The organism is Rhodanobacter geophilus, assembly GCF_040812275.1.
Lineage (GTDB): Bacteria > Pseudomonadota > Gammaproteobacteria > Xanthomonadales > Rhodanobacteraceae > Rhodanobacter_A > Rhodanobacter_A geophilus.
In genome coordinates this window covers 103746-128546 of record NZ_JBFOHL010000001.1, presented here as the reverse complement: position 1 = coordinate 128546, position 24801 = coordinate 103746, and the positions used below count along the sequence as shown (strand labels likewise).

Annotated in this window: 24 protein-coding genes; 12 read left to right on the top strand and 12 right to left on the bottom strand. The window is 70.0% G+C overall.

The features are described 5' to 3' along the window. Positions 1 to 102: 102 nt before the first annotated feature. A complete protein-coding gene (locus ABQJ56_RS00570) occupies positions 103 to 2232 on the bottom strand; it encodes a transglycosylase SLT domain-containing protein (protein WP_367843041.1) in 2130 nt (709 codons plus the stop codon). A 130-nt stretch (positions 2233 to 2362) separates the two neighbouring features. On the opposite strand from ABQJ56_RS00570, the gene ABQJ56_RS00565 reads away from it, so the two are divergent. Continuing rightward, positions 2363 to 3979, top strand: a complete 1617-nt coding sequence (locus ABQJ56_RS00565) for a glycoside hydrolase family 17 protein (RefSeq protein ID WP_367843040.1) — start codon at positions 2363 to 2365, stop codon at positions 3977 to 3979. A gap of 13 nt (positions 3980 to 3992) precedes the next feature. Continuing rightward, positions 3993 to 4676, top strand: a complete 684-nt coding sequence (locus ABQJ56_RS00560) for an SDR family oxidoreductase (RefSeq protein ID WP_367843039.1) — start codon at positions 3993 to 3995, stop codon at positions 4674 to 4676. On the opposite strand, the gene ABQJ56_RS00555 is transcribed toward ABQJ56_RS00560, so the two are convergent. From ABQJ56_RS00555 to ABQJ56_RS00535, 5 genes are all read right to left on the bottom strand, one after another. Further along, positions 4660 to 5052: a hypothetical protein gene (locus tag ABQJ56_RS00555; protein WP_367843038.1), complete on the bottom strand. Its 393-nt coding sequence runs from the start codon at positions 5050 to 5052 to the stop codon at positions 4660 to 4662. The genes ABQJ56_RS00560 and ABQJ56_RS00555 overlap by 17 nt on opposite strands. Continuing rightward, positions 5049 to 5843, bottom strand: a complete 795-nt coding sequence (locus ABQJ56_RS00550) for an endonuclease/exonuclease/phosphatase family protein (protein WP_367843037.1) — start codon at positions 5841 to 5843, stop codon at positions 5049 to 5051. Before ABQJ56_RS00550 ends, ABQJ56_RS00555 begins: the two co-directional genes overlap by 4 nt. 69 nt (positions 5844 to 5912) lie before the next feature. Continuing rightward, entirely contained in the window at positions 5913 to 6575 is a 663-nt protein-coding gene (locus tag ABQJ56_RS00545) for a thiol:disulfide interchange protein DsbA/DsbL (protein WP_367843036.1), read from the bottom strand. Between the two features lie 44 nt (positions 6576 to 6619). Then, a complete protein-coding gene (locus tag ABQJ56_RS00540) occupies positions 6620 to 7510 on the bottom strand; it encodes a thiol:disulfide interchange protein DsbA/DsbL (protein WP_367843035.1) in 891 nt (296 codons plus the stop codon). Positions 7511 to 7579: 69 nt separating this feature from the next. Continuing rightward, entirely contained in the window at positions 7580 to 8269 is a 690-nt protein-coding gene (locus ABQJ56_RS00535; protein WP_367843034.1) for a c-type cytochrome, read from the bottom strand. 173 nt (positions 8270 to 8442) lie between these two features. Between ABQJ56_RS00535 and yihA the strand changes: the two genes are divergently transcribed. Beyond that, a complete protein-coding gene (gene yihA, locus ABQJ56_RS00530; protein ID WP_367843033.1) occupies positions 8443 to 9075 on the top strand; it encodes a ribosome biogenesis GTP-binding protein YihA/YsxC in 633 nt (210 codons plus the stop codon). 49 nt (positions 9076 to 9124) lie between these two features. Here the strand turns inward: yihA and ABQJ56_RS00525 are convergent, their stop codons facing one another. Further along, complete coding sequence (locus ABQJ56_RS00525; RefSeq protein WP_367843032.1) at positions 9125 to 9616, bottom strand: GAF domain-containing protein; 492 nt, start codon at positions 9614 to 9616, stop codon at positions 9125 to 9127. 152 nt (positions 9617 to 9768) lie between these two features. Between ABQJ56_RS00525 and ABQJ56_RS00520 the strand changes: the two genes are divergently transcribed. The 4 genes from ABQJ56_RS00520 to dcp all read left to right on the top strand — a co-directional run bounded on the left by ABQJ56_RS00520 (position 9769) and on the right by dcp (position 13873). Further along, complete coding sequence (locus ABQJ56_RS00520; protein WP_367843031.1) at positions 9769 to 10440, top strand: TMEM175 family protein; 672 nt, start codon at positions 9769 to 9771, stop codon at positions 10438 to 10440. Further along, positions 10437 to 11120, top strand: a complete 684-nt coding sequence (gene bioD, locus ABQJ56_RS00515; RefSeq protein ID WP_367843030.1) for a dethiobiotin synthase — start codon at positions 10437 to 10439, stop codon at positions 11118 to 11120. Before ABQJ56_RS00520 ends, bioD begins: the two co-directional genes overlap by 4 nt. Before the next feature lie 58 nt (positions 11121 to 11178). Next, positions 11179 to 11529 carry a hypothetical protein gene (locus ABQJ56_RS00510; protein ID WP_367843029.1) on the top strand — a complete coding sequence of 117 codons (351 nt, stop codon included), beginning with the start codon at positions 11179 to 11181 and terminating at the stop codon, positions 11527 to 11529. Positions 11530 to 11653: 124 nt separating this feature from the next. Beyond that, positions 11654 to 13873: a peptidyl-dipeptidase Dcp gene (gene dcp, locus ABQJ56_RS00505; protein WP_367843028.1), complete on the top strand. Its 2220-nt coding sequence runs from the start codon at positions 11654 to 11656 to the stop codon at positions 13871 to 13873. Positions 13874 to 13935: 62 nt separating this feature from the next. Here the strand turns inward: dcp and ABQJ56_RS00500 are convergent, their stop codons facing one another. From ABQJ56_RS00500 to trxA, 4 genes are all read right to left on the bottom strand, one after another. Continuing rightward, positions 13936 to 15303 (bottom strand): glutamate--cysteine ligase, encoded by a 1368-nt coding sequence (locus tag ABQJ56_RS00500; RefSeq protein ID WP_367843027.1) that lies wholly within the window; start codon positions 15301 to 15303, stop codon positions 13936 to 13938. Positions 15304 to 15427: 124 nt separating this feature from the next. After that, positions 15428 to 16213 (bottom strand): ankyrin repeat domain-containing protein, encoded by a 786-nt coding sequence (locus ABQJ56_RS00495; protein ID WP_367843026.1) that lies wholly within the window; start codon positions 16211 to 16213, stop codon positions 15428 to 15430. Between the two features lie 120 nt (positions 16214 to 16333). Continuing rightward, positions 16334 to 18067 carry a transcription termination factor Rho gene (gene rho, locus ABQJ56_RS00490; RefSeq protein WP_367843025.1) on the bottom strand — a complete coding sequence of 578 codons (1734 nt, stop codon included), beginning with the start codon at positions 18065 to 18067 and terminating at the stop codon, positions 16334 to 16336. 163 nt (positions 18068 to 18230) lie between these two features. Then, entirely contained in the window at positions 18231 to 18557 is a 327-nt protein-coding gene (trxA, locus tag ABQJ56_RS00485) for a thioredoxin TrxA (protein WP_437343378.1), read from the bottom strand. 426 nt (positions 18558 to 18983) lie between these two features. Here trxA and rhlB point away from each other — a divergent pair, with 426 nt between their 5' ends. The 5 genes from rhlB to ung all read left to right on the top strand — a co-directional run bounded on the left by rhlB (position 18984) and on the right by ung (position 24025). Next, positions 18984 to 20711: an ATP-dependent RNA helicase RhlB gene (gene rhlB, locus ABQJ56_RS00480; RefSeq protein WP_367843023.1), complete on the top strand. Its 1728-nt coding sequence runs from the start codon at positions 18984 to 18986 to the stop codon at positions 20709 to 20711. A 115-nt stretch (positions 20712 to 20826) separates the two neighbouring features. Next, on the top strand, positions 20827 to 21504 hold the full coding sequence (gene ftsE / locus ABQJ56_RS00475) for a cell division ATP-binding protein FtsE (protein ID WP_367843022.1): 678 nt from the start codon (positions 20827 to 20829) through the stop codon (positions 21502 to 21504). Between the two features lie 2 nt (positions 21505 to 21506). Further along, the gene (gene ftsX / locus ABQJ56_RS00470) at positions 21507 to 22460 is read left to right on the top strand and encodes a permease-like cell division protein FtsX (RefSeq protein WP_367843326.1); all 954 of its coding nucleotides are present in this window, start codon (positions 21507 to 21509) and stop codon (positions 22458 to 22460) included. Between the two features lie 27 nt (positions 22461 to 22487). After that, positions 22488 to 23330, top strand: coding sequence for a response regulator (locus ABQJ56_RS00465; RefSeq protein WP_367843021.1), 843 nt, complete (start codon positions 22488 to 22490; stop codon positions 23328 to 23330). Next, a complete protein-coding gene (gene ung, locus ABQJ56_RS00460; protein WP_367843020.1) occupies positions 23327 to 24025 on the top strand; it encodes a uracil-DNA glycosylase in 699 nt (232 codons plus the stop codon). Before ABQJ56_RS00465 ends, ung begins: the two co-directional genes overlap by 4 nt. Here the strand turns inward: ung and ABQJ56_RS00455 are convergent, their stop codons facing one another. Then, positions 24026 to 24709, bottom strand: coding sequence for a Fe2+-dependent dioxygenase (locus tag ABQJ56_RS00455; protein WP_367843019.1), 684 nt, complete (start codon positions 24707 to 24709; stop codon positions 24026 to 24028). Positions 24710 to 24801: the final 92 nt, after the last annotated feature.

Sequence of the window (24801 nt, the reverse complement as noted above, 5' to 3'; positions counted from 1 at the left end):
GCGTGGCGCGCGCCTCGCGCATGCTTCGGTGCTGCAACGGCCACTGTTGCCGACGAAGCCGATGCCACCGGGGACGACGAGTCGTGGTGCGGTCTGCCCGGCTCAGCGCCGGTGGCTGGCGGCCGGGGCGGGCGGGATGCTGCCTGCCGTTGCCGGCGCCGTGCTGGCGCTGCCTGCCGCGGATGCCGCGCTGGCGGGGACCTGCACCGAGCCGGTGGGAGCCGGTGGCGGTGGCGCAGGGCAATCCACCGCCTTGCGTGGGCTGAGGCTGTTCGGCAACGCGTAGGGCTGGCCGAACGGGGTGAGCCTGTCGGACATCGGCAGCACCGTGCCGTGCAGGCGCCAGTCGTAGATCACGCTGAAGGCCATCACGCGCGCCACGTATTCGCGGGTTTCCTTGAACGGCATGGTGGCGATGAACAGGTCGGGCGCCAGCGCGTTGCGCGCATCCACCCACTGGTCGACGCGGTTGGGGCCGGCGTTGTACGCGGCGCTGGTGAGCCAGGGCGCGCCGTTGTAGCGCAGCGCGAGCTGGGCCAGGTAACGCGTGCCCAGCGCGATGTTCACCGCGGGGTCGTACAGGCTGTCGCCGCCCGCCCACGGCAGGCCGTTGCGCCGTGCCACCAGCGCGGCAGTGGCGGGCACCAGTTGCATCAGGCCGCGCGCGTCGGCGCCGGAGCGCGCATCGCCGACCCAGGCGCTTTCCGAACGCAGGATGCCGTAGGCCCAGGCGGGATCGATGCCGGCCTGCTCGGCCTGCGGCACCACGCCGTCCTGGCTGGCCAGCGGGAAGCGCAGCGCGTAGTAGCGCAGCGTGTCGCCGTAGGTGAAGGTGAACACCGCGCGGTCGAACCAGCCGCGACGATTCGCCAGCTCGGCGGCCAGCTCGCGCGTGCCGGCATCGGCGCCGTCCAGCGCGCGCGCCCATTCGCGCCGCGCGAGTTTCGGCAGGCCCACGGCGTACAGCTCGAACGCGCGCAGCAGGCCGGGTTGTTGCAGCAAGGCCTGCTCCTGCGGCAGATCCTCGACCGGCGCCAGCGGGCAGATCGCGTAGGACTGCTTGAGCCGGTCGGCGGCGAGGAAGCCGTAGAACGTGGCCTCGCCGGCGAGGCTGGCATAGATGCCGTTGGCCTGCTGGGGGTGGCCGGTGGCGGCCAGCGCGCGGGCGCGGAACCAGCGCCACTCGCTGTCCTGCTGCTGCGTGGCGGGCATCGCCGCGATCGCCGCCAGCACGGCCGGCCAGTCCTGCTCGGCCAGCGCCACGCGCGCGCGCCATTCGCGGGTGGCGGGCGTCTGCGCGGCGGCGGGCAGGGCGATCAGCCGATCGAGCGCGTTCGTGTCGAAGTCGGTGGCATGGAACAGCGCCAGCGCGCGCAGGATCGCGTCACGCTGCGTGGCGCTGAAGGGAAAGCGCGCCTGCAGTTGCTGCCACGCGGCGTCCGCGGCGGTGGTGTCGCGGCGCGCCTGGCGCTCCAGTGCCAGCGTGGCGGCCTGGCGCGCGCGCGCGGTGTCGGGCCAGCTTGCGGCGGCGGCGAGTGCGGCGGCGGGATCGCGCAGCGCCTGCGCCAGCCACTGCGCCTCCTGGTTCTGCGTTGCGGGCAGCCACGGGGCCAGTGCGGCGATGGTGCCGCCCTTGCCGGCATCGGCGGCGCGGTCGATGCGGGCCCACAGGCGCGGCGTGGTCAGCAGCCCCTGGTCATGCGCGGCCTGCAGCACGGGGTCGCAGGCGCCGGGCAGTTCGGGGCGGCTCCACAGCGCGGCGAGGTCCGCGTCGAAGTCGAGTTTCGCGCCGCCGGCCATGCGCGCCTGCAAGGCGTCGCAGGCGAGCGTGTCGCCCATGCCGGGCTGGTACAGCGCGAGGAAGCCGCTCCAGTCCTTGCGTCGCGCGAGTTCCAGCAGGAAATCGCGGCGCAGGTCCTGCGCGGGAATCAGCTCGGGGTACTGCTTGAGGTAGGCCTGCACCGTGGCCAGGTCGGTCTGGCGGAGGTCGTGTTCCAGCGCGGCGGCGGGCAGGTAGGGATAGAGCGGATAGTCGCGCAGCTGCGTGGCCCAGGCACGCCAGCCGTCGCCGCCTTGCTGGGCTGCCGCCCACGCCTGCCTGAATGCGGCGCGCTGCGCCTCGTTGGGCGTGGCCGCACGCGCGGCGACAGCAGCGAGCAGGGTGCCGCCAGCCAGCAGCAGGGCGGCCAGGCGGGTGAGGGAACGGCGCCGCGGCGCTGCCTTCGCGAACATGGAGACTCCTCGGTGATCCCCCGCAACGAATTGTAGTGGAAGCACTCCGGTGCGCCGAAGCGCGCGCAGGTTTCCGTTTCGGATGTGCCTGATAAGCTGGCGCACCTCGCTACGTCTGCAAGGGCCCGGCATGTCGTTTTCCCCCTCGTCCCGCGGCCGCCGTCTGGTCGCCTGGCTGGCGCTGGTGCTGCTCGCACTGGCCGGTGCGGCATGGTGGTGGGCGGTCGGGCGGCCGGTGGATTTGCCTGATGCACCATCGGCGCGGATCGCCTGCGTTTCGTACGCGCCGTTCCGCGAGCCGGGCGAGACGCCGCTCGACCCGCGCGCCTTCGTCAGCCCCGGGCGCATCGATGCCGACCTGCGCGCACTGTCCGGGCGCTTCGACTGCGTGCGCACGTATTCGCAGGGCCAGGGCCTTTCCGCGGTGCCGGGGATTGCCGCGCGTTACCACATGCAGGTGCTGATGGGCATCTGGCTGGACCGCGACGCGAAGGCGAATGCCGAGCAGATCGCACTCGGCATCGCCACCGCGCGCAAATACCCGCAGGTGCTGCGCGGGGTGATCGTGGGCAACGAGGTGCTGTTGCGCGGCGAGCTGTCGAGCGCGCAGATCGCCGGCTATCTCCGCGAGGTGCGCGCGGCGCTGCCAGCGAGCATTCCGGTGAGCTATGCCGACGTGTGGGAGTACTGGCTGCGCCACCCCGAGCTGGCCAAGGCGGTGGACTTCGTCACCATCCACATCCTGCCGTACTGGGAGGACCAGCCGGTGCCGCCGGAGCGCGCGATCCAGCACGTCGAGAACGTCTACGCGAAGGTCGAGCGGGCCTTTCCCGGCAAGCGCGTGATGATCGGCGAAACGGGTTGGCCCAGCGAAGGACGGCCCCGCCGCGGCGCCAGCGCCAGCGTGGTGAACGAGGCGCGCTACCTGCGCGAGTTCCTGCGCTACGCCGCCAGCGTGGACATGCCGTACAACGTGATCGAAACCTTCGACCAGCCATGGAAGCGTGCGCAGGAAGGCACCGTGGGCGGCTACTGGGGCATCTTCGATGCGCAAGCGCGACCGAAATTCGCGATGCAGGGGCCGGTGGTGGAGGTGGCGCGCTGGTGGCTGGGCTGGCTGGCCGGCGCGGTGGCGGCGGGAATGTTCGTGCTGGCCGGCTTGCGTCGCCGCCGCTGGCAGCGGGGACGCGGCTGGCTGGCGCTGGGCCTGGCCGGTTTCGCCGGCGGCACCGCACTGGCCTGGCAGGGGCGGCAGATGGCCTATGCCTGTCGTGATGCCTGGGAGTGGACGCTTTCACTTGCTGCCTGCCTTGTCGCGCTGTTCACCGCGCTGCGGCTGGCGAGCTGGCTGGCCGGGCGGCTGGCTGGCGCGCCGTTCAAGCCCGCGCCGGCGGGGCGGCTGCGCTTCGGGTGGCTGTTCGTGCTGGCGCTGTATGGCCTGCTGCTGGTGTTCGACGGCCGCTATCGCGACTTTCCGCTGGGCCTGTTCGAGCTGCCCTGCGCGGGTTATGCGCTGGTCGCGTGGCTGGACGAGCGCCAGCGCGCACCCTCGCGCGAAGCGCTGTTCCTCGCCGCGTGGCTGCCCGTGCTGGCAGGCGTGGTGGTGGTGCTGGAACTGGGCGAGAACCCGGTGGGCTGGCTGTGGTTCGCGCTCAACCTGCTGATCGCGGTGCCGGTGTTCGCCGCGTGGCGGCACGCGCGCTTCGTGCCGGTCGCCGCTGGCGCTATGCTCGACGACCCCCGTTGAAAGGATGGAAATCATGCGCCTCGACAAGCAACGCATCGCGGTGACCGGCGCCTTCGGCACCCTGGGTGCCGCGGTGGTGCGCGCCGCGCTGGACGCGGGCGCCGCGGTGGCGGCGATCGACCGCGCGCCGGTGCCGGCGAACCTGGGCGCGGCGCACGGCTTCGGCGGCGTGGACCTGGCCGACACGGCGGCAGCGAAGAACGCGATCGACGCCGCCGCCGACACGCTGGGCGGCCTCGACGCACTGGTGAACATCGCCGGCACGTTCCGCTGGGAGACGCTGGCCGATGGCGACCCCGATACCTGGGACCTGCTCTACCGGATCAACCTGCGCACCGCGGTGGCGGCGAGCAAGGCGGCGCTGGCGCACCTGCCCGACGGGCGCGGGCGCATCGTCAACATCGGCGCGGCCTCGGCACTGAAGGCCGGCGCTGGCGTGGGCGCCTATACCGCGTCCAAGTCGGGCGTGCTGCGCCTCACCGAGTCGCTGGCCGAGGAGCTGAAGCCGCGCGGCATCACCGTCAATGCGCTGCTGCCCAGCATCATCGACACGCCACCGAACCGTGCCGACATGCCCGACGCGGATTTCAGCCGCTGGGTGCAGCCCGGGCAGTTGGCCGGCGTGATCGTGTTTCTGCTCTCGGACGCGGCGTCGGCGATCACCGGCGCGCTGATCCCGGTCACCGGGCGGGTGTAGCCGTCGCCGGGACGTTGCCTGCGCCTTGCAGATGCACGAGGCGCAGGCAGCCGATCAGCAGGGCCAGCGCGCCCGGCTCGTAGTTGTACAGCTGCAGCGCAAGCGCGCCCAGCGCCGCGGCCAGCCAGGCCAGCGCGCGTGCGCGGCGCAACAGCGCCAGCACGGCGGCAAGCATCGCGGCGATGCCATAGACCTCGTGCAGGAAGCCCAGCACCAGGGCCTGGCGCAGCGCGCACCACGCCGGCGCCTGCGCCGCCGTGCAGATTTGCGCCATCGCCGGCGGCTCGATCAGCCCATAGCGCACCCAGGCCGCGCCGAGGCCGGCCAGCACGATCAGCAGCCATGGGGCAAGCATGCGCGGCAGGCGTGCGGTCATCGACGGTCTCCGTGGCGTGGCGTGTCGCTTGCGGGCAGGCGGATCTCCGCCGCCAGCGCCAGATGGTCGGAGAACGCCTGCGGCAGCGTCCAGACTTTCTCCAGCGCCACCGAGGGCGAGGCGAGGATGTGGTCCAGCGCCCGCTTCGGTTTCCAGCTGGGGAAGGTGGGCGTGGGCCGCGTGGGCGGCTGCAGCCGCGTATGGGCGAACAGGTGGCGCATCTCCACGCTTTCGATGTCGGTGTTGAGGTCGCCCATCAGCACCGCATGCGGATGGTCCTGCAGGACCTCGGCGATGAAACCCAGCTGGCGTGCGCGCGACGGCGCGCTCAGCGAGAGGTGGGCGACCATCACCGCCAGCGCGTCGCGGTCCGCGCCGAAGCGGGCCAGCAGCGCGCCGCGTCCGCGCAGGCGGCCGGGCAACGGGTAGTCGATCACCGCGCTGGGTTCGATGCGGCTGATCAGGCCGTTCGCGGTGTGCGACAGCTTCGCCACCGGCCGGTTCGGCTGGTGGCTCCAGTACGGCATGCCGGCGGTCTCGGCGAGGTAGCGGGTCTGGTTGAGGAAGCCCGAGCGCAGGCTGCCGGCGTCGGCTTCCTGCAGGCCGATCACGTCGAACTGCGGCAGCAGCGCGGCGAGGCGGTCGAGGTTGTCGATCTTGCTGCGCCCCGGCAGCACCGCATTGAGGCTGCGGGTGACGTATTCGCTGTAGCGCTGCACGCTGGCGCCGGCGAGGATATTGCAGCTCAGCAGGCGCAGGCGGCGTTCGGCAGGGGCGGGCGCACGGTTCATGGAGCGGTGTACGGTACACGCAGCAGGCCGCAGCGGACGTGAACGCCCGCGCGGACGGTGGTCAGGCGATCACTTGCCGCCCTTGTCCGCCTCGGCCAGTTCGCGCTTGGCCAGCCACTGCGCCACCGCGGACAGTTCGTCCAGCGTCTGCACGTGGGTGACGCGGTACTTGCCGTCGACCACGATGCTGGGCGTGCCGTCCACGCCCCACTGCTGGATCAGCGCCAGGTCCGCCTTCAGCTTCGTGGTGGCGGCGTCGGAGGTGGCGAGGCGCATGAACTCGGCGCGATCCACGCCCTGGCGGGCATAGAAGTCGGCGAGCTCGTCCATCGTGTTGATCGGGTAATGCTGGACGAACTTCTCCTTGAACAGCTCGAGGTGGGTGCGATCCACCACGCCGAGCTTGTCCGCCGCGTAGTAGGCGCGCGCGAACGGCAGCCACTCGGCGCTGAACGGCGCCGGCACCAGCTTGAACACCACGCCCTTGGGCAACTGTTCCTTCAGCTTCTCCGCGATGGGGGAGAATTCGGCGCAGTGGATACAGCCGTAGGAGAACACCTCCACCACCTCCACCTTGCCTTCGCTGCTGTAGCGCTGGTGCGGGCCGGGCAGGGTCACGTACTGGTCGCCCTCGGTATACGGGGCGGGCGTGCCGGATTGCGCGGTGCAGGCGGTGGCCAGCAGCAGTCCGGCGATCAGGGTCAGGGCGCGCAGGCGGGCGAGGTGCTTCATCGTGAGGTGCTCGGGGAAGGAGGCGATGGATACGAGGGGGCGGCTTACTTGCCGGCACCCGCGGCGGCTTCCTTCGCCACCAGCCACTGGGTCAGCTCGATCGCGCGCTGCACGGTGTGCACGTCGGAGGGCGAGAAGCGGTACTTGCCGTCCACCACGATGGTGGGCGTGCCGGCCACGCCGTAGGCCTTCATGAGATCGTCGGCCTGCTTCATCTTGGTGTTCACCGAGAAGGAGTTGGCCACCGCCACGAATTCCTTGGGGTCGACGCCGAACTTGGCGTAGAACTTCGCGATGTCGTCGATCGTGGGCCAGGCGCCCTTGGGCTTGGGCTGGCCGGTGGAAAGGTCGTAGGTGGCCGTCTCGCCGGTCTTCCAGGTGGCGTCGTAGAACGCGTCATGGGCCTTGGCGCGCACGCCCAGCGCCTCGGCGGCGAAGAAGGCGCGCTGGTACACCGGCCAGTTCTCGTCCGGGCGGAAGGCGGCCGGCAGGTAATGCACCACCGCATCGGCCGGCAGGCTGTGCTCGATCTGGTCCATCGCGCCGTGGAAGGCGTTGCAGGCCGGGCAGGCGTAGGAGAACACCTCCACCACCTCGATCTTGTCGGTGGGGATGTACTTGGGCTGGGCCGGGTCGATGCGGTAGTAATCCTTGCCTTCGACCCACTTGCCGTCGTCGACGAAGGGCACGGCGGCGGCCGGCGTCGCGGCTGCTGTCGTCGTCGCGGCCGCTGGCGCGGCGGCAGTGGCGGCGCCGGCCGCTGCGGCACTGGCCGCCGCTGCAGGCGTGCTGGTGGACGCGGGCGCAGCCGGTGTCGTGGCGGCGGTGCCGGTGGCCGCAGGCGAGGTCGGCGCGGCGGTGCCGTTGTCGCCGGAATGGCCGCAGGCAGTCAGCGCCAGCAGGACGGCGCACAGGATCGGCAGACGCTTCAACATGGGGTTACCTCGAATGGGCAAAGCAGGGGGCGGGCGCGCCAGCGCAGGGACGACGCGCCCGTCGGTCGATCAGGGCGAGGCGGCGGGCTTCCGCAGATCCGCGTCGGTGGCCGGATGCAGGCCTTCGACGTAGCTGGCCAGCGCGGCGATGTCGTTCGTGTCCAGCTTCTGCGCGATGGCCGGCATGATCTGCGAATGCGCATCCGTGCCCCAGCTGCTGCCGTCGTGCCAGGCCTTCAGCGTGGCCTGGACGTACTGCGCGTGCTGGCTCTGCAGCTGCGGATACATCGCGCCGGGATTGCCGCGGCCGTCGATGCTGTGGCAGGCCATGCAGGCGGGAATGCCGCGCTTGACGTCGCCCTCGCGGAACAGCTGCTGGCCGTGCTCGACCAGGGCCTGGTCGGCCACGCCGGGCAGCGCGGTCTTGCTGGCGAAGTAGGCGCCGATGTCGTGCATGTCCTGCTCGGACAGCGGCGTGGCCATGCCCAGCATGATCGGGTTCTGGCGCCGGCCGCTCTTGAAGTTCTCGAGCTGGTGGACGATGTACTGCTCGCTCTGCCCGGCCAGCTTGGGGTACTGCGGATCGGTGGAGTTGCCGTCCATGCCGTGGCAGGCGCCGCAGGCGGCGGCCTTGGCCTGGCCCGCGGTGGCGTCGCCCGGCTTCGCCGCGGCTTCGGCGGTGGCGGGTGCGGCCGTGGCCGGTGTCGCTGCGGTCGTCGGCTTGGCGGCGTCCTGCGCCATCGCCGCGCCCGCAGCCATGGCGAAGATCAGGACTGCGGCGGAGCCAAGCACGGCGGGTCGAGAACCTGCGAACCGAAAACCCATACACTTCCCCTCCCAGAAACTGTCGAAGGCTGCCACCGCTTGCCGGTATCGGCGCCGCGGGCAGAAACCATCGGATTATCCCCGTGCCTTCGCGCTCCGGTCAAACCATGCCAAATCATCTGCAAGGCGCGCAGTTCGTGCTCGCCGCCCACCGCATCAGCCAGCTGCCCGCCGACCTCGGCGCCGAGGTGGCGTTCGCCGGCCGCTCCAACGCGGGCAAGTCCAGCGCGCTCAACGCGCTCACCGGCCACAAGGGGCTGGCGCGCACCTCCAAGACGCCCGGCCGCACCCAGCAGATGGTGGCGTTCGCATTGCCGCCGCTGGCGCAGGGCGAGGGCGAGCCGCCACTCACCGCGCGCCTGATCGACCTGCCCGGCTACGGCTACGCCAAGGTGCCGGAGGACTTGCGCGCGCACTGGAAGCAGGAGATCGATGCCTACCTGCACCGCCGGCAGAGCCTGCGCGGCGTGGTGCTGATCGCCGACATCCGCCATCCGCTCAAGGAGTTCGACCGGATGATGCTGGACTTCTGCTTCGAGACGGACCTGCCTTGCCACCTGCTGCTGACCAAGGCCGACAAGCTCTCGCGCAACCAGGCGGCGCAGGCGCTGGCGGCGATGCGCAAGAGTTTTCCCGACGGCCTGCATGCCACCGCCCAGGTGTTTTCCACACCCGCCGGCACCGGCGTGGACGAGGCGCGGGCGCGTGTGGTCGAGCTGTTGCGCACGCCGCGCGAGTGACGGTTTGACGCAGGCGGCAGATCGTCGCAGCCCGCGCCAAGCAGGCGTTCTACGCCGCGACGGTTTCCATGAACACCGCGCACAGCGCCTCCATGCCGGCGCGATCGTCCTCGTCGAAGCGTGCCACGTGCGGGCTGTCCACGTCCCATACGCCGAGCAGGTTGCCGTCGGCCTTCACCAGCGGCACCACGATCTCCGACTGCGAGGCGGCGTCGCAGGCGATGTGGCCGTCGAACGCATTGACGTCGCGCACCACCTGGGTCTGCCGCGTCTGCGCCGCGGTGCCGCACACGCCCTTGCCCAGCGCGATGCGGATGCAGGCGGGCTTGCCCTGGAACGGGCCGACCACGAGTTCCCTGCCGTCGTACAGGTAGAAGCCGCACCAGTTCAGCCCGGGCAGGCCGTGGAACACCAGCGCGGCGAAGTTCGCCGCGTTCGCGACCAGGTCGCGCTCGCCGGCGAGCAGGCCGCGCGCCTGTTGCGCGAGGTCGGCGTAATGCTCGCGCTTGCTCGCGTAGGTCTGGGTTTGCAGTTCGAACATGGTGTGCTCACACACTTCTGGTGTTGGAGTTGACCGGCTGCGGTGAGCCGGAGGATCGGGTGACTGCGGGATCCCGTCGACCGCAGTCCGGTCGAACGGCGAGTCGAATGCCAAACCCGTATTATGCGCGTGTCGCCACGGGAGAACTGCGCATGAGCCTGGTCGAGCATCGCGAAGGCATCGAGGCGGGGCGGCTGGACATGTTCGTGGACGGCGCGTTCGCGTTCACGCTGACCCTGCTGGCCATCGGCGGCGAAACCATCCCGAACACGGCGGGAAAGCTGCTGCATATCCTGGCCGGCGTGCCGGCGGCGGCGGTCTGCTTCGCCCAGATCGCCTGGATGTGGCACGGCCACGTGCGCTGGCGGCATCTGTGTACGCGAACCTCGCGAACCGGTCTGCTGCTGTCGCTGCTGCTGGTGTTCTTCGCGTTGATCTTCGTCTATCCGTTGCACATGGTCTACGGCGCGGCGTTGTACGGCCTGAGCGGAGGCGTGCTCTCCAGCGACATCGTGCTGCAATCGCCCGCCGATGCACGGGTCATGTTTGCCTGTTACGGCCTTGCCTTTACCTGCATGGCCGGCACCCTGGTCATGCTCTATCGGCATGCCGCCCGCCTGCCGGACGCCGGCGCCGAAGTGCGCCGGCAGGCCGGCATCCGGATGCTGGTCTGGAGCATCCCGGCCGCAGTCGGCCTGCTCTCGGCGCTGACCGCGTGGCTGATTCCGGAAGGGCTGCTGGCGCTGGCAGGTCTCGAATACATCCTGCTGGGCCTGATCGGTCCGGCGATCACGTGGTACAAGCGCCGGCACCCGGCCGGATGAGCACGGCACTGTTCGTCGCCGGCACCGACACCGGCATCGGCAAGACCCACGCCAGTTGCACGCTGCTGCACGCCCTGCGCGCCAGCGGCCTGCGCAGCACCGGCATGAAGCCGGTGGCCAGCGGCTATATCGAGACAACGCACGGCCCGCAGAACGAGGATGCGCTGGCGCTGCGTGCGGCCAGCAGCACGCCGTTGCCGCCTTATGCGCACAGCAATCCGGTGGCGCTGCGCGAACCCTTGTCGCCGCACCTGGCCGCGGCGCACGAGGGCGTGACGATCGCGCTGCCGCCGTTGCGGATCGCCTTCGATGCGCTGTGCAGCGGGCACGACGCGGTGGTGGTGGAAGGCGTGGGTGGCTGGCGCGTACCGCTGGCGCCGGGCCTGTTCGCCTCGGAGATCGCGAAACAGTGGAAGCTGCCGGTGGTCCTCGTGGTGGGCCTGCGCCTGGGCTGCCTGAGCCACAGCCTGCTGAGCGCCGAGGCGATCCTGGCCGACGGTTGCCGCATCAAAGGCTGGATAGCCAACCGCATCGACCCGGCGATGGAGGCGGTGGAAGAGAATCTCGCCACCCTGCGCGAACTGCTGCCCGCGCCCTGCCTCGGCGTGTTGCCGCATGGCGTGGCCCCGGCGCAGGCGGCCACCGGGCTCGACCTGGCCCCCCTGGTCGGAGCGCCCTGAATTCACATCCGGCATGCCGGCCCGTACGCATGCTGGCGGCAACTTGCAGGGAGAAGCCATGGGCAGCCGCAACCACTACTACCTTTCCATCGCCGACCTGGCGCATGCGCGCGGCAGCGAGCCCGCGCTCAGCTGGGACGGCGCCGGCCCAGCCGATTTCGCTGCCGCGTTGGAGGAGGCCTTGCACAGTCCGGCGTTGTTCGAGCGCTGGCGCGCGCAGCAGCCGGAGCCGGACGAGGTCGATCCCGCGCTGGGCGCCACCGACGCGCAGGCGCAGGTGCGGGCCCAGGTGGCCGACCTGCTCGTCGAGGTGGACGTGCTCACCAGCCTGCCGATGAGCCTGCTGCGCCAGCGCCTGAACTGGCTGATCGGAGCGGCATGGCAGTTGCGCGACGTGCGCCAGGGCTGAAGCGACGCGGTGGCCGCGCGCGGTTTCGCTGCGCTGCGGCTGGCAAAACCCGGCGCGGTATGGCTACAGTCGGCGGCTTCCGTTTCATTCCGCCGCCTCACGGCGCACCGACCGGGAATACCGCATGTTCCGTCTACGCATGATCGTGATCGCCACCAGCATCGCCCTCGCCGCCTGTTCGCAGGGCCCGAACGACGCCGGCAAGCCCGCGCCGGCACCGGCTTCCACCGCGCCGGCCAGGCCGGCCAGTGCCGCTGCGCCGGTGGCCGACGCGAACGCCGCCAATCCGTTCTTCACCGCCAGCACGCTGCCGTTCCAGGCGCCGCCGTTCGACAAGATCAAGGATGGCGACTACCAGCCGGCGATCGAGAAGGGCATGGCCGACCAGCTCGCCGAGTGGCAGCAGATTGCCGACAACCCGGAGCCGCCCACGTTCGAGAACACCTACGTGGCGCTGGAGAAGTCCGGCGCCCTGCTCGACCGGGTGCTGATGGTGTTCAACGGCGTCGCCTCGGCCAACACCGACGACACGCTGCAGAAGGTGCAGGAAGAGGAGGCGCCGAAGCTCGCCGCGCACCAGGACGCCCTCTACCTCGACGGCAAGCTGTTCGAGCGCGTGCAGAAGGTCTACGACGAGCGCGGCACGCTCAAGCTCGATCCGGAATCGCTGCGCCTGGTCGAGGTGACCTACCGCAATTTCGTCCATCACGGCGCCAAGCTGTCCGACGCCGACAAGGCCAGGCTGAAGGCGCTCAACCAGCAGGAGTCCACACTGGAGGCGCAGTTCAACAACAAGCTGCTCGCCGCCGCCAAGGACAGCGCCCTGGTCGTCGACGACAAGGCGAAGCTGGACGGCCTGTCCGACGAGGACATCGCCGCCGCCGCGCAGGCCGCCAAGGATCGCGGGCTCGCCGGCAAGTGGGTGGTCACGCTGCAGAACACCACCCAGCAGCCGGCGCTGCAGAGCCTCAGGGACCGCGCCACCCGCAAGGCGCTGTACGAGGCCTCGTGGAACCGCGCCGAGCTGGGCAACGCCGACGACACCCGCGACATCATCGAGCAGCTCGCGCAGATCCGCGCGCAGGAAGCCAGGTTGCTGGGTTCGCCGAACTACGCCGCGTGGACGCTGCAGGACCAGATGGCGAAGACGCCGGAAGCGGTGATGAGCTTCATGGGCAAGCTGGCGCCCGCCGCGGTGGCCCGCGCGAAGCAGGAGGCCGCCGCGATCCAGGCGCAGATCGACAAGGACCAGGCCGCGCTGCACCAGCCCACCTTCAAGCTGGAGCCGTGGGACTGGCAGTACTACGCCGAGCAGGTGCGCAAGGCCAGGTACGACCTCGACGAGTCGCAGATCAAGCCGTATTTCGAGCTGGACAACGTGCTGCAGAACGGCGTGTTCTACGCCGCCAACCAGCTCTACGGCCTCACCTTCAAGGAGCGCCACGACATCCCGGTGTACAACCCGGACGTGCGCGTGTTCGAGGTGTTCGACAAGGACGGCAAGTCGCTGGCGCTGTGGTATTGCGACTACTTCAAGCGCGACAACAAGAACGGCGGCGCGTGGATGGACAACTTCGTCGGCCAGTCCAGGCTGCTCGGCACCAGGCCGGTGATCTACAACGTCGCCAACTTCACCAAGCCTGCGGCGGGCCAGCCCGCGCTGCTGTCGTGGGACGACGTGATCACCATGTTCCACGAGTTCGGCCATGCCCTGCATGGCATGTTCGCCGACGAGCAGTATCCGAGCCTGTCCGGCACCGCCACCGCGCGCGACTTCGTGGAGTTCCCCTCGCAGTTCAACGAGCACTGGGCCAGCGATCCCAAGGTGTTCGCGAACTTCGCCAAGAACTACCAGACCGGCGCGCCGATGCCGCAGGCGCTGGTGGACAAGATGCAGAAGGCCGGCAAGTTCAACAGCGGCTACGCCATGACCGAACTCGTCGCCGCCGCCATGCTCGACATGAACTGGCACATGCTCGGGGCCGACGCGCCCAGGCAGGACGCCGACAAGTTCGAGGCTGCCGCGTTGAAGAAGGACGGCGTGGACCTGAGCTACGTGCCGCCGCGCTACCGCTCCAGCTACTTCCTGCACATCTGGAGCAACGGCTACTCCGCCGGCTACTACGCCTACCTGTGGACGCAGATGCTTGCCGACGACGCCTTCCAGGGCTTCAAGGAACACGGCGGCCTCACCGCCGGGAACGGCCAGCGCTTCCGCGACATGATCCTCTCGCGCGGCAACACGGAAGAGTTGTCCAAGCTGTACAAGGACTGGCGCGGCCAGGATCCGAGCATCGAGCCGATGCTGATCAACCGCGGCCTGAAGGATGCGCCGAAGAAGTAAGGCGGCATGCAGGACCGACCAGAAAGGCCGGCAATGCCGGCCTTTCTGGTTGGAGGTTTCGGTCAGTACGCGAACTCGCGGAACACCGGATCCACGCTGCCGCCCCAGGCGCCGTGGAACAGCTCCAGCTTGCGTTCGGCCGGAGTCTGGCCGGCTTCGGCGATCTCCAGCAGCGGTTCGAGGTAGATGCGCTCGTCGGCGCCGTTGCGGTTGAGCCTGGCGCGGCGGGCGAGGCCCTGGGCGGCGATCTTCAGCGTCTCGCGCGCGAGGTCGAGCACGGTGCCGTGGCGGAACGGCAGCTTCAGCGCCTGCTTCGGCGCGCCGTTGCGCAGGGCGTGGCGCTCGGCCATGGAGAAGTCCTTGACCAGGTCCCACGCGGCGTCCAGCGCGTCGTCGTCGTAGAGCAGGCCCACCCACAGCGCGGGCAGGGCGCACAGGCGGTTCCACGGGCCGCCGTCGGCGCCGCGCATTTCCAGGTACTGCTTGAGGCGCACTTCGGGAAAGGCGGTGGTGAGGTGGTCGGCCCAGTCCTTCATGGTGGCCTTCATGCCCGGGAGTGCGGACAGGTCGCCGGCCATGAAGCGCCTGAAGTCCTGCCCGGCGAGGTCGATGTAGCGGCCGTCCTGGTAGCTGAAGTACATCGGCACGCCCAGCGCGTAGTCCACGTAGCGCTCGTAGCCGAAGCCGTCGGCGAACACGAAGTCCAGCATGCCGGTGCGGTCGGGATCGGTGTCTTCCCATACGTGCGAGCGGTAGGACAGATAGCCGTTCGGACGGCCGTCCGTGAACGGCGAGTCGGCGAACAGCGCGGTGGCGATCGGCTGCAGCGCGAGGCTGGTGCGGAACTTCTTCACCATGTCCGCTTCGCTGGAGAAATCCAGGTTCACCTGCACGGTGCAGGTGCGCGTCATCATGTCCAGGCCGAGGTTGCCGACCTTGGGCATGTACTCGCGCATGATCCTGTAGCGGCCCTTGGGCATCCACGGCATCTCGTCGCGCCGCCACTTCGGCTGGAAGCCCATGCCGAGGAAGCCAAGCCCGAGGCCGTCGGCCACCGAGCGCACTTCCTCCAGGTGGCTGTTCACCTCGCAACAGGTCTGGTGGATGGTTTCCAGTGGCGCGCCGGAAAGCTCCAGCTGGCCGGCCGGTTCCAGCGTGATGTTGGCCTTGTCGCGGATGAGCGCCACGGGCGTCTCGCCCTCGCGGGCGATCTCCCAGCCGTGGCGGGCGGCGATGCCTTCCAGCAACGCGCAGATGCCGCGCTCGCCCTCGAACGCTGGCGGCTTCAGGTCGTCGGTGCGGAAGCCGAACTTCTCGTGCTCGGTGCCGATGCGCCAGGCCTCGCGAGGCTTCTCGCCGGCGGCGAGGTAGTCGATCAGCTGCTGGCGCCCTTCGATGGGCGTGCTCTTGACGGCACTGGGGATGGACACGGGCGCGACCTCGCAGGGTGAGGCACCGACTATGGAGGCGCCGCGCGGTCGCGAAAAGGGGTTGACGGAAAATTTTTGTACGGGGCGGTACAGATGCCTGCCGCCGCCATCTTGCCCAGGCTCGTCACGGAAGGGCAGCGGCGGCCCGTGCATGGCAGGTCAACCGTTGCACCAGCGCCTCCGGCAGATGCTGGCGGCGGCCGATGCTGGCCAGTGTGGTGCCGGGTTTGCGGATGCGCCGGTCGTCCGCGCAGACGTCGGCCCCGTGGTCGAGCAGCCGGATCACGACGGCGCCATTGCCGCTGACCACGGCCGCGGTCAAGGCGTCGACCACGTTCGGCGCTGTACGCGCCATGAGGTTGGCGTGATGGCGCAACAGCACGTCGAGCGTGGCCACGTCGCCGCATTGGGCGACGAGCGGCAGCGCCGGGCCAAGAAGTGGCCCGCGGTTGCCGTCCAGGATGCCGGCCGACTGCAGTGCCTTGACCGCGCCCGGGCCGCCGTAGCGCGGGTCGTGCCCCATGGCATCGAGCATCTGGTCATGGAAGGCGGACTTGAACGGCGGCAGTCGCACGGTGCCGTCGACGGCGGCGCCGTCGTCCAGCAAGCCATCCACCACAGTGGGCTGGTAGGCATTGGCCGCGGTGATCATGGCGAGCTGGCGCCAGCGAGCCTGTTCGGCTGCGGGCAGCATGGCGAGCCCCCGGCGCACTTGCGGAAGCTTGCCATCGATGGCGTCGACCATCACCACGGCCACGGCGCGCGGTGCGTCGTAGACGCCCTGCTGCCAGAGCCCGCGGATCGTGGGCAGCGCCTGCCGGCAGAGGTTGGCGGCGGGTGCCGGTTTCGCGGCGATGGCGGGTTGCAGCGCGCAAAACGCACAGGCGATCAGGGCGAGACGAGCAAGCATTCCGTGTTTCCTCGCGTCAGTTGCCGCGAGCATGGAGCCTGCCGCAAGCCGCGGCAAGCGGAAACGACAAGGCCGGCGCATGGCCGGCCTTGTCGCTGATGCTGACGGAAGGGCGAACCCTCAGCGCTTCATCGAATTGAAGAACTCGTCGTTGGACTTGGTGTTCTTCATCTTGTCGAGCATGAACTCCATCGCGGCCAGCTCGTCCATCGGGTGCAGCAGTTTGCGCAGGATCCAGATCTTGGCCAGCATGTCCGGCTCGATCAGCAGATCCTCGCGGCGGGTGCCGGAGCGGTTGATGTCGATCGCCGGGTAGACGCGCTTCTCGGAGATGCGGCGGGACAGGTGCACTTCCATGTTGCCGGTGCCCTTGAACTCCTCGTAGATCACCTCGTCCATCTTGCTGCCGGTGTCGATCAGCGCGGTGGCGATGATGGTGAGGCTGCCGCCTTCCTCCACGTTGCGCGCGGCGCCGAAGAAGCGCTTGGGGCGCTGCAGCGCGTTCGCGTCCACGCCGCCGGTGAGCACCTTGCCGGAGCTGGGCACCACGGTGTTGTAGGCGCGGGCGAGGCGGGTGATCGAGTCGAGCAGGATCACCACGTCGCGCTTGTGCTCGACCAGGCGCTTGGCCCGCTCGATCACCATCTCGGCCACCTGCACGTGGCGCACCGCCGGCTCGTCGAAGGTGGAGCTGATCACCTCGGCGCGCACGGTGCGGGCGATCTCGGTCACTTCCTCCGGGCGCTCGTCCACCAGCAGGATGATCAGGTGCGCGTCGGGGTGGTTGTACTGGATGGCCTGCGCGATGTTCTGCAGCATCATCGTCTTGCCCGACTTCGGCTGCGAGACGATCAGGCCGCGCTGGCCGCGGCCGATCGGTGCCACCAGGTCGAGGATGCGCCCGGTGATGTCCTCGCTCGAACCGTTGCCGCGCTCCAGCTTGAAGGCCTTGCGCGGGAACAGCGGGGTGAGGTTCTCGAACAGCATCTTGTTCTTGGACGCTTCCGGCGGGTCGCCGTTGATGTCGTCCACGCGCAGCATCGCGAAGTAGCGCTCGCCTTCCTTGGGGTGGCGCACGCGTCCGGTGATGTAGTCGCCGGTGCGCAGGTTGAAGCGGCGGATCTGGCTGGGGCTGACGTAGATGTCGTCGGGGCCGGCCAGATAGCTCTCGTCGGCCGAGCGCATGAAGCCGAAGCCGTCCTGCAGGATCTCCAGCACGCCCTCGGCCCAGATGCCGCCGCCGGAGCGGGCGTGGGCCTTGAGCACGTTGAAGATCACGTCCTGGCGGCGCGCGCGGGCCACGCCCTCGCGGATGCCCAGCGACTCGGCGAAGGCCAGCAGCTGCGGCGCCTTCATGCGCTTCAGTTCGGTGAGGTTGATCAGGCGGTCGTCGCTGCCCGGGTCGGCGTTGTCGTCGTCCACCGGCAGGCCGTGCGGATTGTTGTGGCGCGGATTGGGATTGCCGCCACCGCCGCCACCGCCGCCGCCACCGCCACCGCCGCTACCGCTACCGCTACCGCCCTGCTGGCGCTGCTGGTTGCGTTCGTGGCGGCGACGTCGGCCGCGACCTTCGCGCTCGTTGCGGTTGCCGTTGTTCTGGCCCTGCGCCTGCGGATTCTGTGACTGGCCGGGTTCGCGCGCCTCGGGGGCGGCAGAAGCGGCGGGCTCGCTGGCTGGCGCGGCGACGGGTGCGGACGCGGGGGCTTCGAAGAGCGGCGCGGTGGTCTGCTCGGCCGGCGCCTCGGCGGCCGGCTTGGCATTGCGCGGCTGGCGCCGCGGCGCGCGCGGACGCGACTCGGGCGGGCTCTCGGCGCCGCCGGCGTCGTTCGGATTGGTGCTATCGGTATCGGACACGGGCAAACCTCACGGGGCGCCGTTGGAAAAACAGGAGGGAAGGATGTGCGTCGCACCAGAGAGGGCGCAGGGGGATCAGGGGGATCCCGACGGACGCGGAGGGCAATCTAGCACCCGCCGCGCATGGTCGTAAAGCACGCGGCGGGGTTTTCGGCAGGCGTGGTCAGATCGCCTTGTCGATCATCTGGGCCAGCTGGCCCTTGCTGACGGCGCCGATCTGGGTGGCCTCGACCTTGCCGTTCTTGAACACCATCAGGGTGGGAATGCCGCGCACACCGTAGGTGCGGGGCGTCTTCTGGTTGTGGTCGATATTGATCTTGGCGATGCGCAGCTTGCCCTGGTACTGGGTGGCCAGCTCGTCGAGGATCGGCGCGATGGCCTTGCACGGGCCGCACCATTCGGCCCAGAAATCCAGCAGCACGGGGGTGTCGGACTGCAGCACCTCCTGCTCGAAGGCGTCGTCGCTCACATGGGTAATCAGGTCGCTCACCGGGGTCTCCGAAAGACGGGCGGAAGGAAGGTTTGACGACCACGCGGCCAGCATCGGCTACACTGGGGCGCCCATGAAGCGCGGGTCGAACCGGGATAGAGGGGCTTGGCCATGCCGGCCATGGACTCCATTGCAACGTAACTCGGGGCGCGATTCAAGCGATTCAAGGGCCGCAACGGACGGTTCCGTTGACATAGGCGAGGCGGCTTGCGACGAGCCGCCTCGCCTATGCCAGCGGGGCTGCCGGTTGCGCCGCAACCGCTTCGGCGCCCTCCGCGGCTCCGGATCGTCGACCGGCGGGACGCCCCGCATCCTCGCGATCCGCGCCGCCATGCGCCGCTCATCCATCCGCCCCGCGCCCGCATCCGCGGCGGGGCCGGGCCGGCTGCAACGCCAGCGCCCGCATCCCACCGGCTGTTTCCCTCCATGTCGCAAACCGTACTCACCGATACCTTCTTCGCCCATTTCGAACTTCATCCCCTGTTGCAGCAAGGCCTGGCCGATGCCGGCTTCACCCGCTGCACGCCGATCCAGGAGCTGACCCTGCCGGTGGCGCTGGCCGGCCGCGACGTCGCCGGCCAGGCGCAGACCGGCACCGGCAAGACCTGTGCCTTCCTGGTCGCGCTGATGAACCGCCTGCTCACCACGCCAGCCGTGGCCGAGCGCAAGGACAGCGACCCGCGCGCGCTGGTGATCGCGCCCACCCGCGAGCTGGCCATCCAGATCGACAAGGACGCGCGCAACATCGGCCGCCACACCGGCCTCAAGACCGCGCTGATCTACGGCGGCGTGGACTACGACAAGCAGCGCCAGCAGCTGCACGACGGCTGCGACATCATCATCGCCACGCCCGGCCGCCTGCTCGACTACTACAAGCAGAATGTGTTCGGCTTCAACGGCGTCGAGGTGATGGTGATCGATGAGGCCGACCGCATGTTCGACCTCGGCTTCATCAAGGACGTGCGCTTCATCTTCCGTCGCCTGCCCGCGCGCGAGCAGCGCCAGGTGCTGCTGTTCTCCGCCACGCTGAGCCACCGCGTGCTGGAGCTGGCCTACGAGCACATGCACGAGGCCGAGAAGCTGGTGGTGGAGAGCGACAACGTCACCGCCGACAAGGTGCGCCAGGTGGTGTACTTCCCCGCCAAGGAGGAGAAGCTGCCGCTGCTGCTGAACCTGATCGACCGGCACCAGCCGTCGCGCAGCATCATCTTCGTCAACACCAAGGCCGCTGCCGAGCGCGTCACCGAGCGGGTGAAGCGGCACGGCTGCCGCGTCGGCGCGATCTCCGGCGACGTGCCGCAGCTGAAGCGCCAGAAGCTGCTGCAGCGCTTCCAGGACGGCCAGCTCGACATCCTGGTCGCCACCGACGTGGCCGCGCGCGGCCTGCACATCCCCGCGGTCAGCCACGTCTTCAACTATGACCTGCCGCAGGACGCCGAGGATTACGTGCACCGCATCGGCCGCACCGCCCGCCTCGGCGCGGAAGGCGACGCGGTCAGCTTCGCCTGCGACCTCTACGCCATGAGCCTGCCCGACATCGAGACCTACATCGGCCAGAGCATCCCGGTGGCGGCCATCGAGCCGGAACTGCTGGTGATGCCGAAGCCGCGCGAGGTCGACCCCGAGTTCGCCGCCAACGCCGCCGCCGACAGCGCCGCGTTCGGCGACCACGTGGAGCCGCGGCACGACGACAAGAAGGGCGGCCGTCCGCGCCGTGACGGCGGGCGTGGCGAGCGCGGGCCGCGCGAAGGCCGTTCGCACGAATCGCGGACGCCGCGTGCACCGCGCGCCGAGACGGCGGTGGCCGAAGCTACCGTGCCTGCCGCGCCTGCCGCTGTGGCGCAGGACGGCAACGCCGCCGTGGCTGCCGAGGGCGAGCACAAGCGCCGCCGTCGGCGTGGCGGCCGCAACCGCCGCCGCGAGGGTGGCGAGGTGGCGGCGAACGCCGTGCAGGGCAAGCCGCAGGCGACGCCGGCCGAAGGCGGTCGTCCGCCGCGCGGCGAGCGCCGGGCGCCACGCGAGCGCGTACCGGCCGAGGCCGTGGCGGCTTCGGCGCGTCCCTCGCGGCAGGTGGCGGCCACCGCGGGCGAGCATCCGCACGCGAACAAGCCCAGCCTGTTCCGCCGGCTGACCCGGCTGTTCACCGGCCGCTGAGCGGGATCGCCGCCGGTGCTGAACCGGCGGCCCCGTCCTGCCATCCGGTGGGCGATCTTGCGCCTCGCATACCGTATCCTTGCCTCTTGATACGGCAGGCTGGCGGGGACGCGCGGTGATCCAGTTCGACCAGGTGAGCAAGCATTACGAGGGCGGCCACGAGGCGCTGTCGCAGCTTTCCTTCACCATACCCACGGGCGAGATGGCCTTCGTCACCGGCCACTCCGGCGCAGGCAAGAGCACCCTGCTCAAGCTGCTCGGCGTGATCGAGCGGCCCAGCCACGGCATCATCACGATGGACGGCCAGAACCTGGCCAAGCTGCGCGGCCGCGGCATTCCCAGGCTGCGCCAGCGCATCGGCATGGTGTTCCAGGACCATCGCCTGCTGATGGACCGCACCGTGTTCGCCAACGTCGAACTGCCGCTCACCATCGCCGGCATCGCCCGCCAGGAACGCGGCCGGCGCGTGCGCGCGGCGCTGGAGAAGGTGGGCCTGCTCTCGTACGAACGCCAGCTGCCGGCCACGCTGTCCACCGGCGAGCAGCAGCGCGTGGGCATCGCGCGGGCGATCGTGGCGCGACCCTCGCTGCTGATCGCCGACGAGCCCACCGGCAACCTCGATCCGCAGCTGGCGGTGGAGATCATGGGCCTGTTCGCCGAGTTCCAGCAGGTGGGCACCACCGTGCTGATCGCCAGCCACGACCTGCCGCTGATCAAGCGCATGCGCAAGCGCGTGGTGGTGCTCGACCACGGCCGGCTGGTTGCGGATCTTGCTGCCGAGGAGGTGCTGTGAAGATGGAAGCCGCCACGCCTCCGCGCACCGAACCCACCCACACCCGTCGTATGGCCAGCTGGCGCGAGCACCACGGCTGGAGCGCCGCGGCCAGCCTGCGCCGGCTCGCCGCGCGTCCGCTCGGCAGCCTGCTCACCATCGCGGTGATGGGCCTGGCGCTGGCCCTGCCGCTGGCGTTCTACCTGCTGCTGGGCAACGTGCAGCAGCTCGGCCACGCGCTGGGCCAGGACCAGGCGATCAACGTGTTCCTGCAACCGGACCAGGTCGCGCCGCAGGCCCAGTTGCTGGCCAAGCAGCTGGGCGAGCGCGCCGACGTGGCCACGGTGACGGTCAAGACCCCGCAGCAGGGCCTGGACGAGCTGGCGAAGCTGCAGGGCTTCTCCGGCGCGCTGGACGCGCTGGAACAGAATCCCTTGCCCTACGTGCTGATGGTGCAGCCGAAGCAGGGCCTCGACGCCGCCGCGGTGGAACGACTGGTGGGCGACATGCGCGACATGCGCAGCGTGGCCCAGGTGCAGGACAGCGGCACCTGGCGGCAGCGGCTGGACGCACTGCTCGGCGTGGGCGACCGCGTGGTGGCGGCGCTGGCGTTGATGCTGACGCTGGCCGCCCTGCTGGTGGTGGGCAACACGGTGCGGGTGGACATCGCCAGCCGCAGCGAGGAGATCGGCGTGCTGCTGCTGGTGGGCGCCAGCGGCGCCTTCGTGCGCCGGCCCTATCTGTACGCCGGCATCTGGTACGGCCTGTTCAGCGGCGTCCTTGCCGCGCTGCTGGCACTGGCGATCGAATTCGCGCTGAGCGGACCGGTGGCACGGTTGAGCCAGGCCTATGATGGCAAGCTGCACGTCGGTGGCCTGCCGGCGTGGCTGCTGCTGGCGGTGCCGCTGGCGGCCGCGTTGCTGGGCTGGCTGGGCGCGCGGCTGGTCAGCGCATGGCAGCTGCGCAAGGCGGCCTGAGCGGGCGTGGGGGCGAACGGGCAGGGCATGAGTACAAGCATCAGCAATCGGCTGGTCAGCACGGCACCACGCGTGCTGGTGGTCGACGGTTCACGGATGGTGCGGCAGATGATTGCCCGCATGCTCACGGCCGAATTGCCGGGCGTGGAGGTAGTGGGCTGCGGCACCGGCGGCGAGGCGCAGCAGCTGCTGGGCGAGGGCGTGTTCGATTTCATCACCACCGCGCTGCGCCTGCCCGACATGGACGGGCTGGAGCTGGCGCGCTTCGTGCGCGAGTCCGCGCCGCAGACCTACGTGCCGATCGTGGTGGTCTCCGGCGACGTGGACGACCGCCTGCACCGGCGCACCCTGGGCGAGGACGTCACCGACTATTTCGACAAGTCGCTGGGCTTCCAGGCGCTGGCCGAGTTCATCCGCGGCTACGTGCGCCCGGAGGGCAGCGCCGAGGGCGAGGTGCTGTACGTGGAGGACAGCCGCGTGGTGGCGCTGGCCACCCGCCGCATGCTGGAGAAGTACGGCCTCACCGTGCGCCACGTGATCAGCGTGGAAGACGCGCTGGCGCTGCTGGAAACCGCGAGGGTGCGCGGCGAGGTGGGCGCCGACGTGGTGCTCACCGACGTCAGCCTGAAGGGCGAACTCACCGGCGGCGACCTGCTCGAACGCATCCGCAGGGACTTCGGCTACGGCAAGGGCCGGCTGCCGGTGCTGGTGATGACCGGCGACGAGAACCCGGCCAACCAGGCTGCGCTGATCAAGGCCGGCGCCAACGACCTGGTGGAGAAGCCGGTCGAGGAAAAGCTGCTCGTCACCAAGCTGCTGTTCCAGCTGCGCGTGGCGCGGCACTTGCGCCGGCACGGCGGTCCCGCATGAGCGAGGTGCGGCTGGAAGCCTCGTGGAAGACGCGCATCGGCGCATACCTCCAGCGTCCCGAGATGCAGGCGCTGGCCGGATTCCTGCGCGCGGAAAAGAGCGCCGGCAAGGCGATCTACCCGCCCGGGCCGGAGATCTTCGCCGCGTTCGCGCACACCCCGTTCGAGGCGGTGCGCGTGGTGATCCTGGGCCAGGACCCCTACCACGGCCCGGGCCAGGCGCACGGCCTGTGCTTCTCGGTGCGTTCCGGCGTGCCGGTGCCGCCCTCGCTGGTGAACATCTTCAAGGAGATCCAGCGCGACCTCGGCATCGCGCCGCCCGACCACGGCTGCCTCACCCCGTGGGCCGACCGCGGCGTGCTGCTGCTCAACGCGGTGCTCACGGTGGAGCGCGGGCTGGCCGCCTCGCACCAGGGCAAGGGCTGGGAGGGCTTCACCGACGCGGCGATCGATGCGCTCAACCGCGAGCGTGAGGGCATCGTGTTCCTGCTCTGGGGCAGCTACGCGCAGCGCAAGGGCCAGCTGATCGACACCCGCCGGCACTGCGTGCTGAAAAGCGTGCACCCTTCGCCGCTGTCGGCGCACCGCGGCTTCCTCGGTTGCGGGCATTTCTCCGCGGCCAACCGTTATCTGGAAAGCCAAGGGCGGGCGGCCATCGACTGGTCGCTGCCGCCGCGCTCGGCGTTGCAGGCCTGATCAGCCCGTCATCTCCGCCCACATCCGCAGCAGGTTCGCGTGCGAGCGGCTGACGGCGTCGAAGGCCTGGCTCTTGCCCTCCCGGCCGAAGATGTCGCGCTTGGCGCTTTCCAGGTCCCACAGCAGTTCGCGGCGGGCCGGGTCGCGCACCATGCTCTGCACCCAGATGATGGCCGCGTCGCGCACGCCGCGCGTCACCGGGCTGACGTGGTGCAGGGTGTTGGCCGGGTAGGCGATGGCGGCACCGGCGTCCAGCTTGAATCTGTGCTCGATGCCGCCGCTGGCGTGCGTCACCAGCTCGCCGCCGTCATAGCTGCGCGGATCCGAGATGAACACGGTGATCGCGATGTCGGTGCGCACCGCACTGCCCATGCCGCCCATCACCGGCGCATCGACGTGCGCGCCGTATTCCATGCTCCCGGCGTAGCGGTTGAACAGCGGCTGGGTGGTCGCCGCCGGCAGCAGTGACGCCTGCAGCAGGGCATGGCGCTGGAAGGCGGCGCGCACGATGTCGGCCATCCGCGCGTAGCTCGCGCTGGCGATGTCGATCTGCTGGTTCTTCTTCACGGTGCGCGCCGACCAGCCGGCCGTGGTGGAGCCGTCGACGAAGGGAGCGGATGGCAGCTCGGCGCGGATGGCGCCGAGTTCCTGGGCCGTCAACACATCGGGTACACAGACGATCAAGTGGACTCCCCCTTCCGGCATGGCATGTCCCGGCATTGTAGTGAGCAGGCGCCGCGCCCGGCGACCGTTTTCAAGCCCTGCCGTACGGCCCA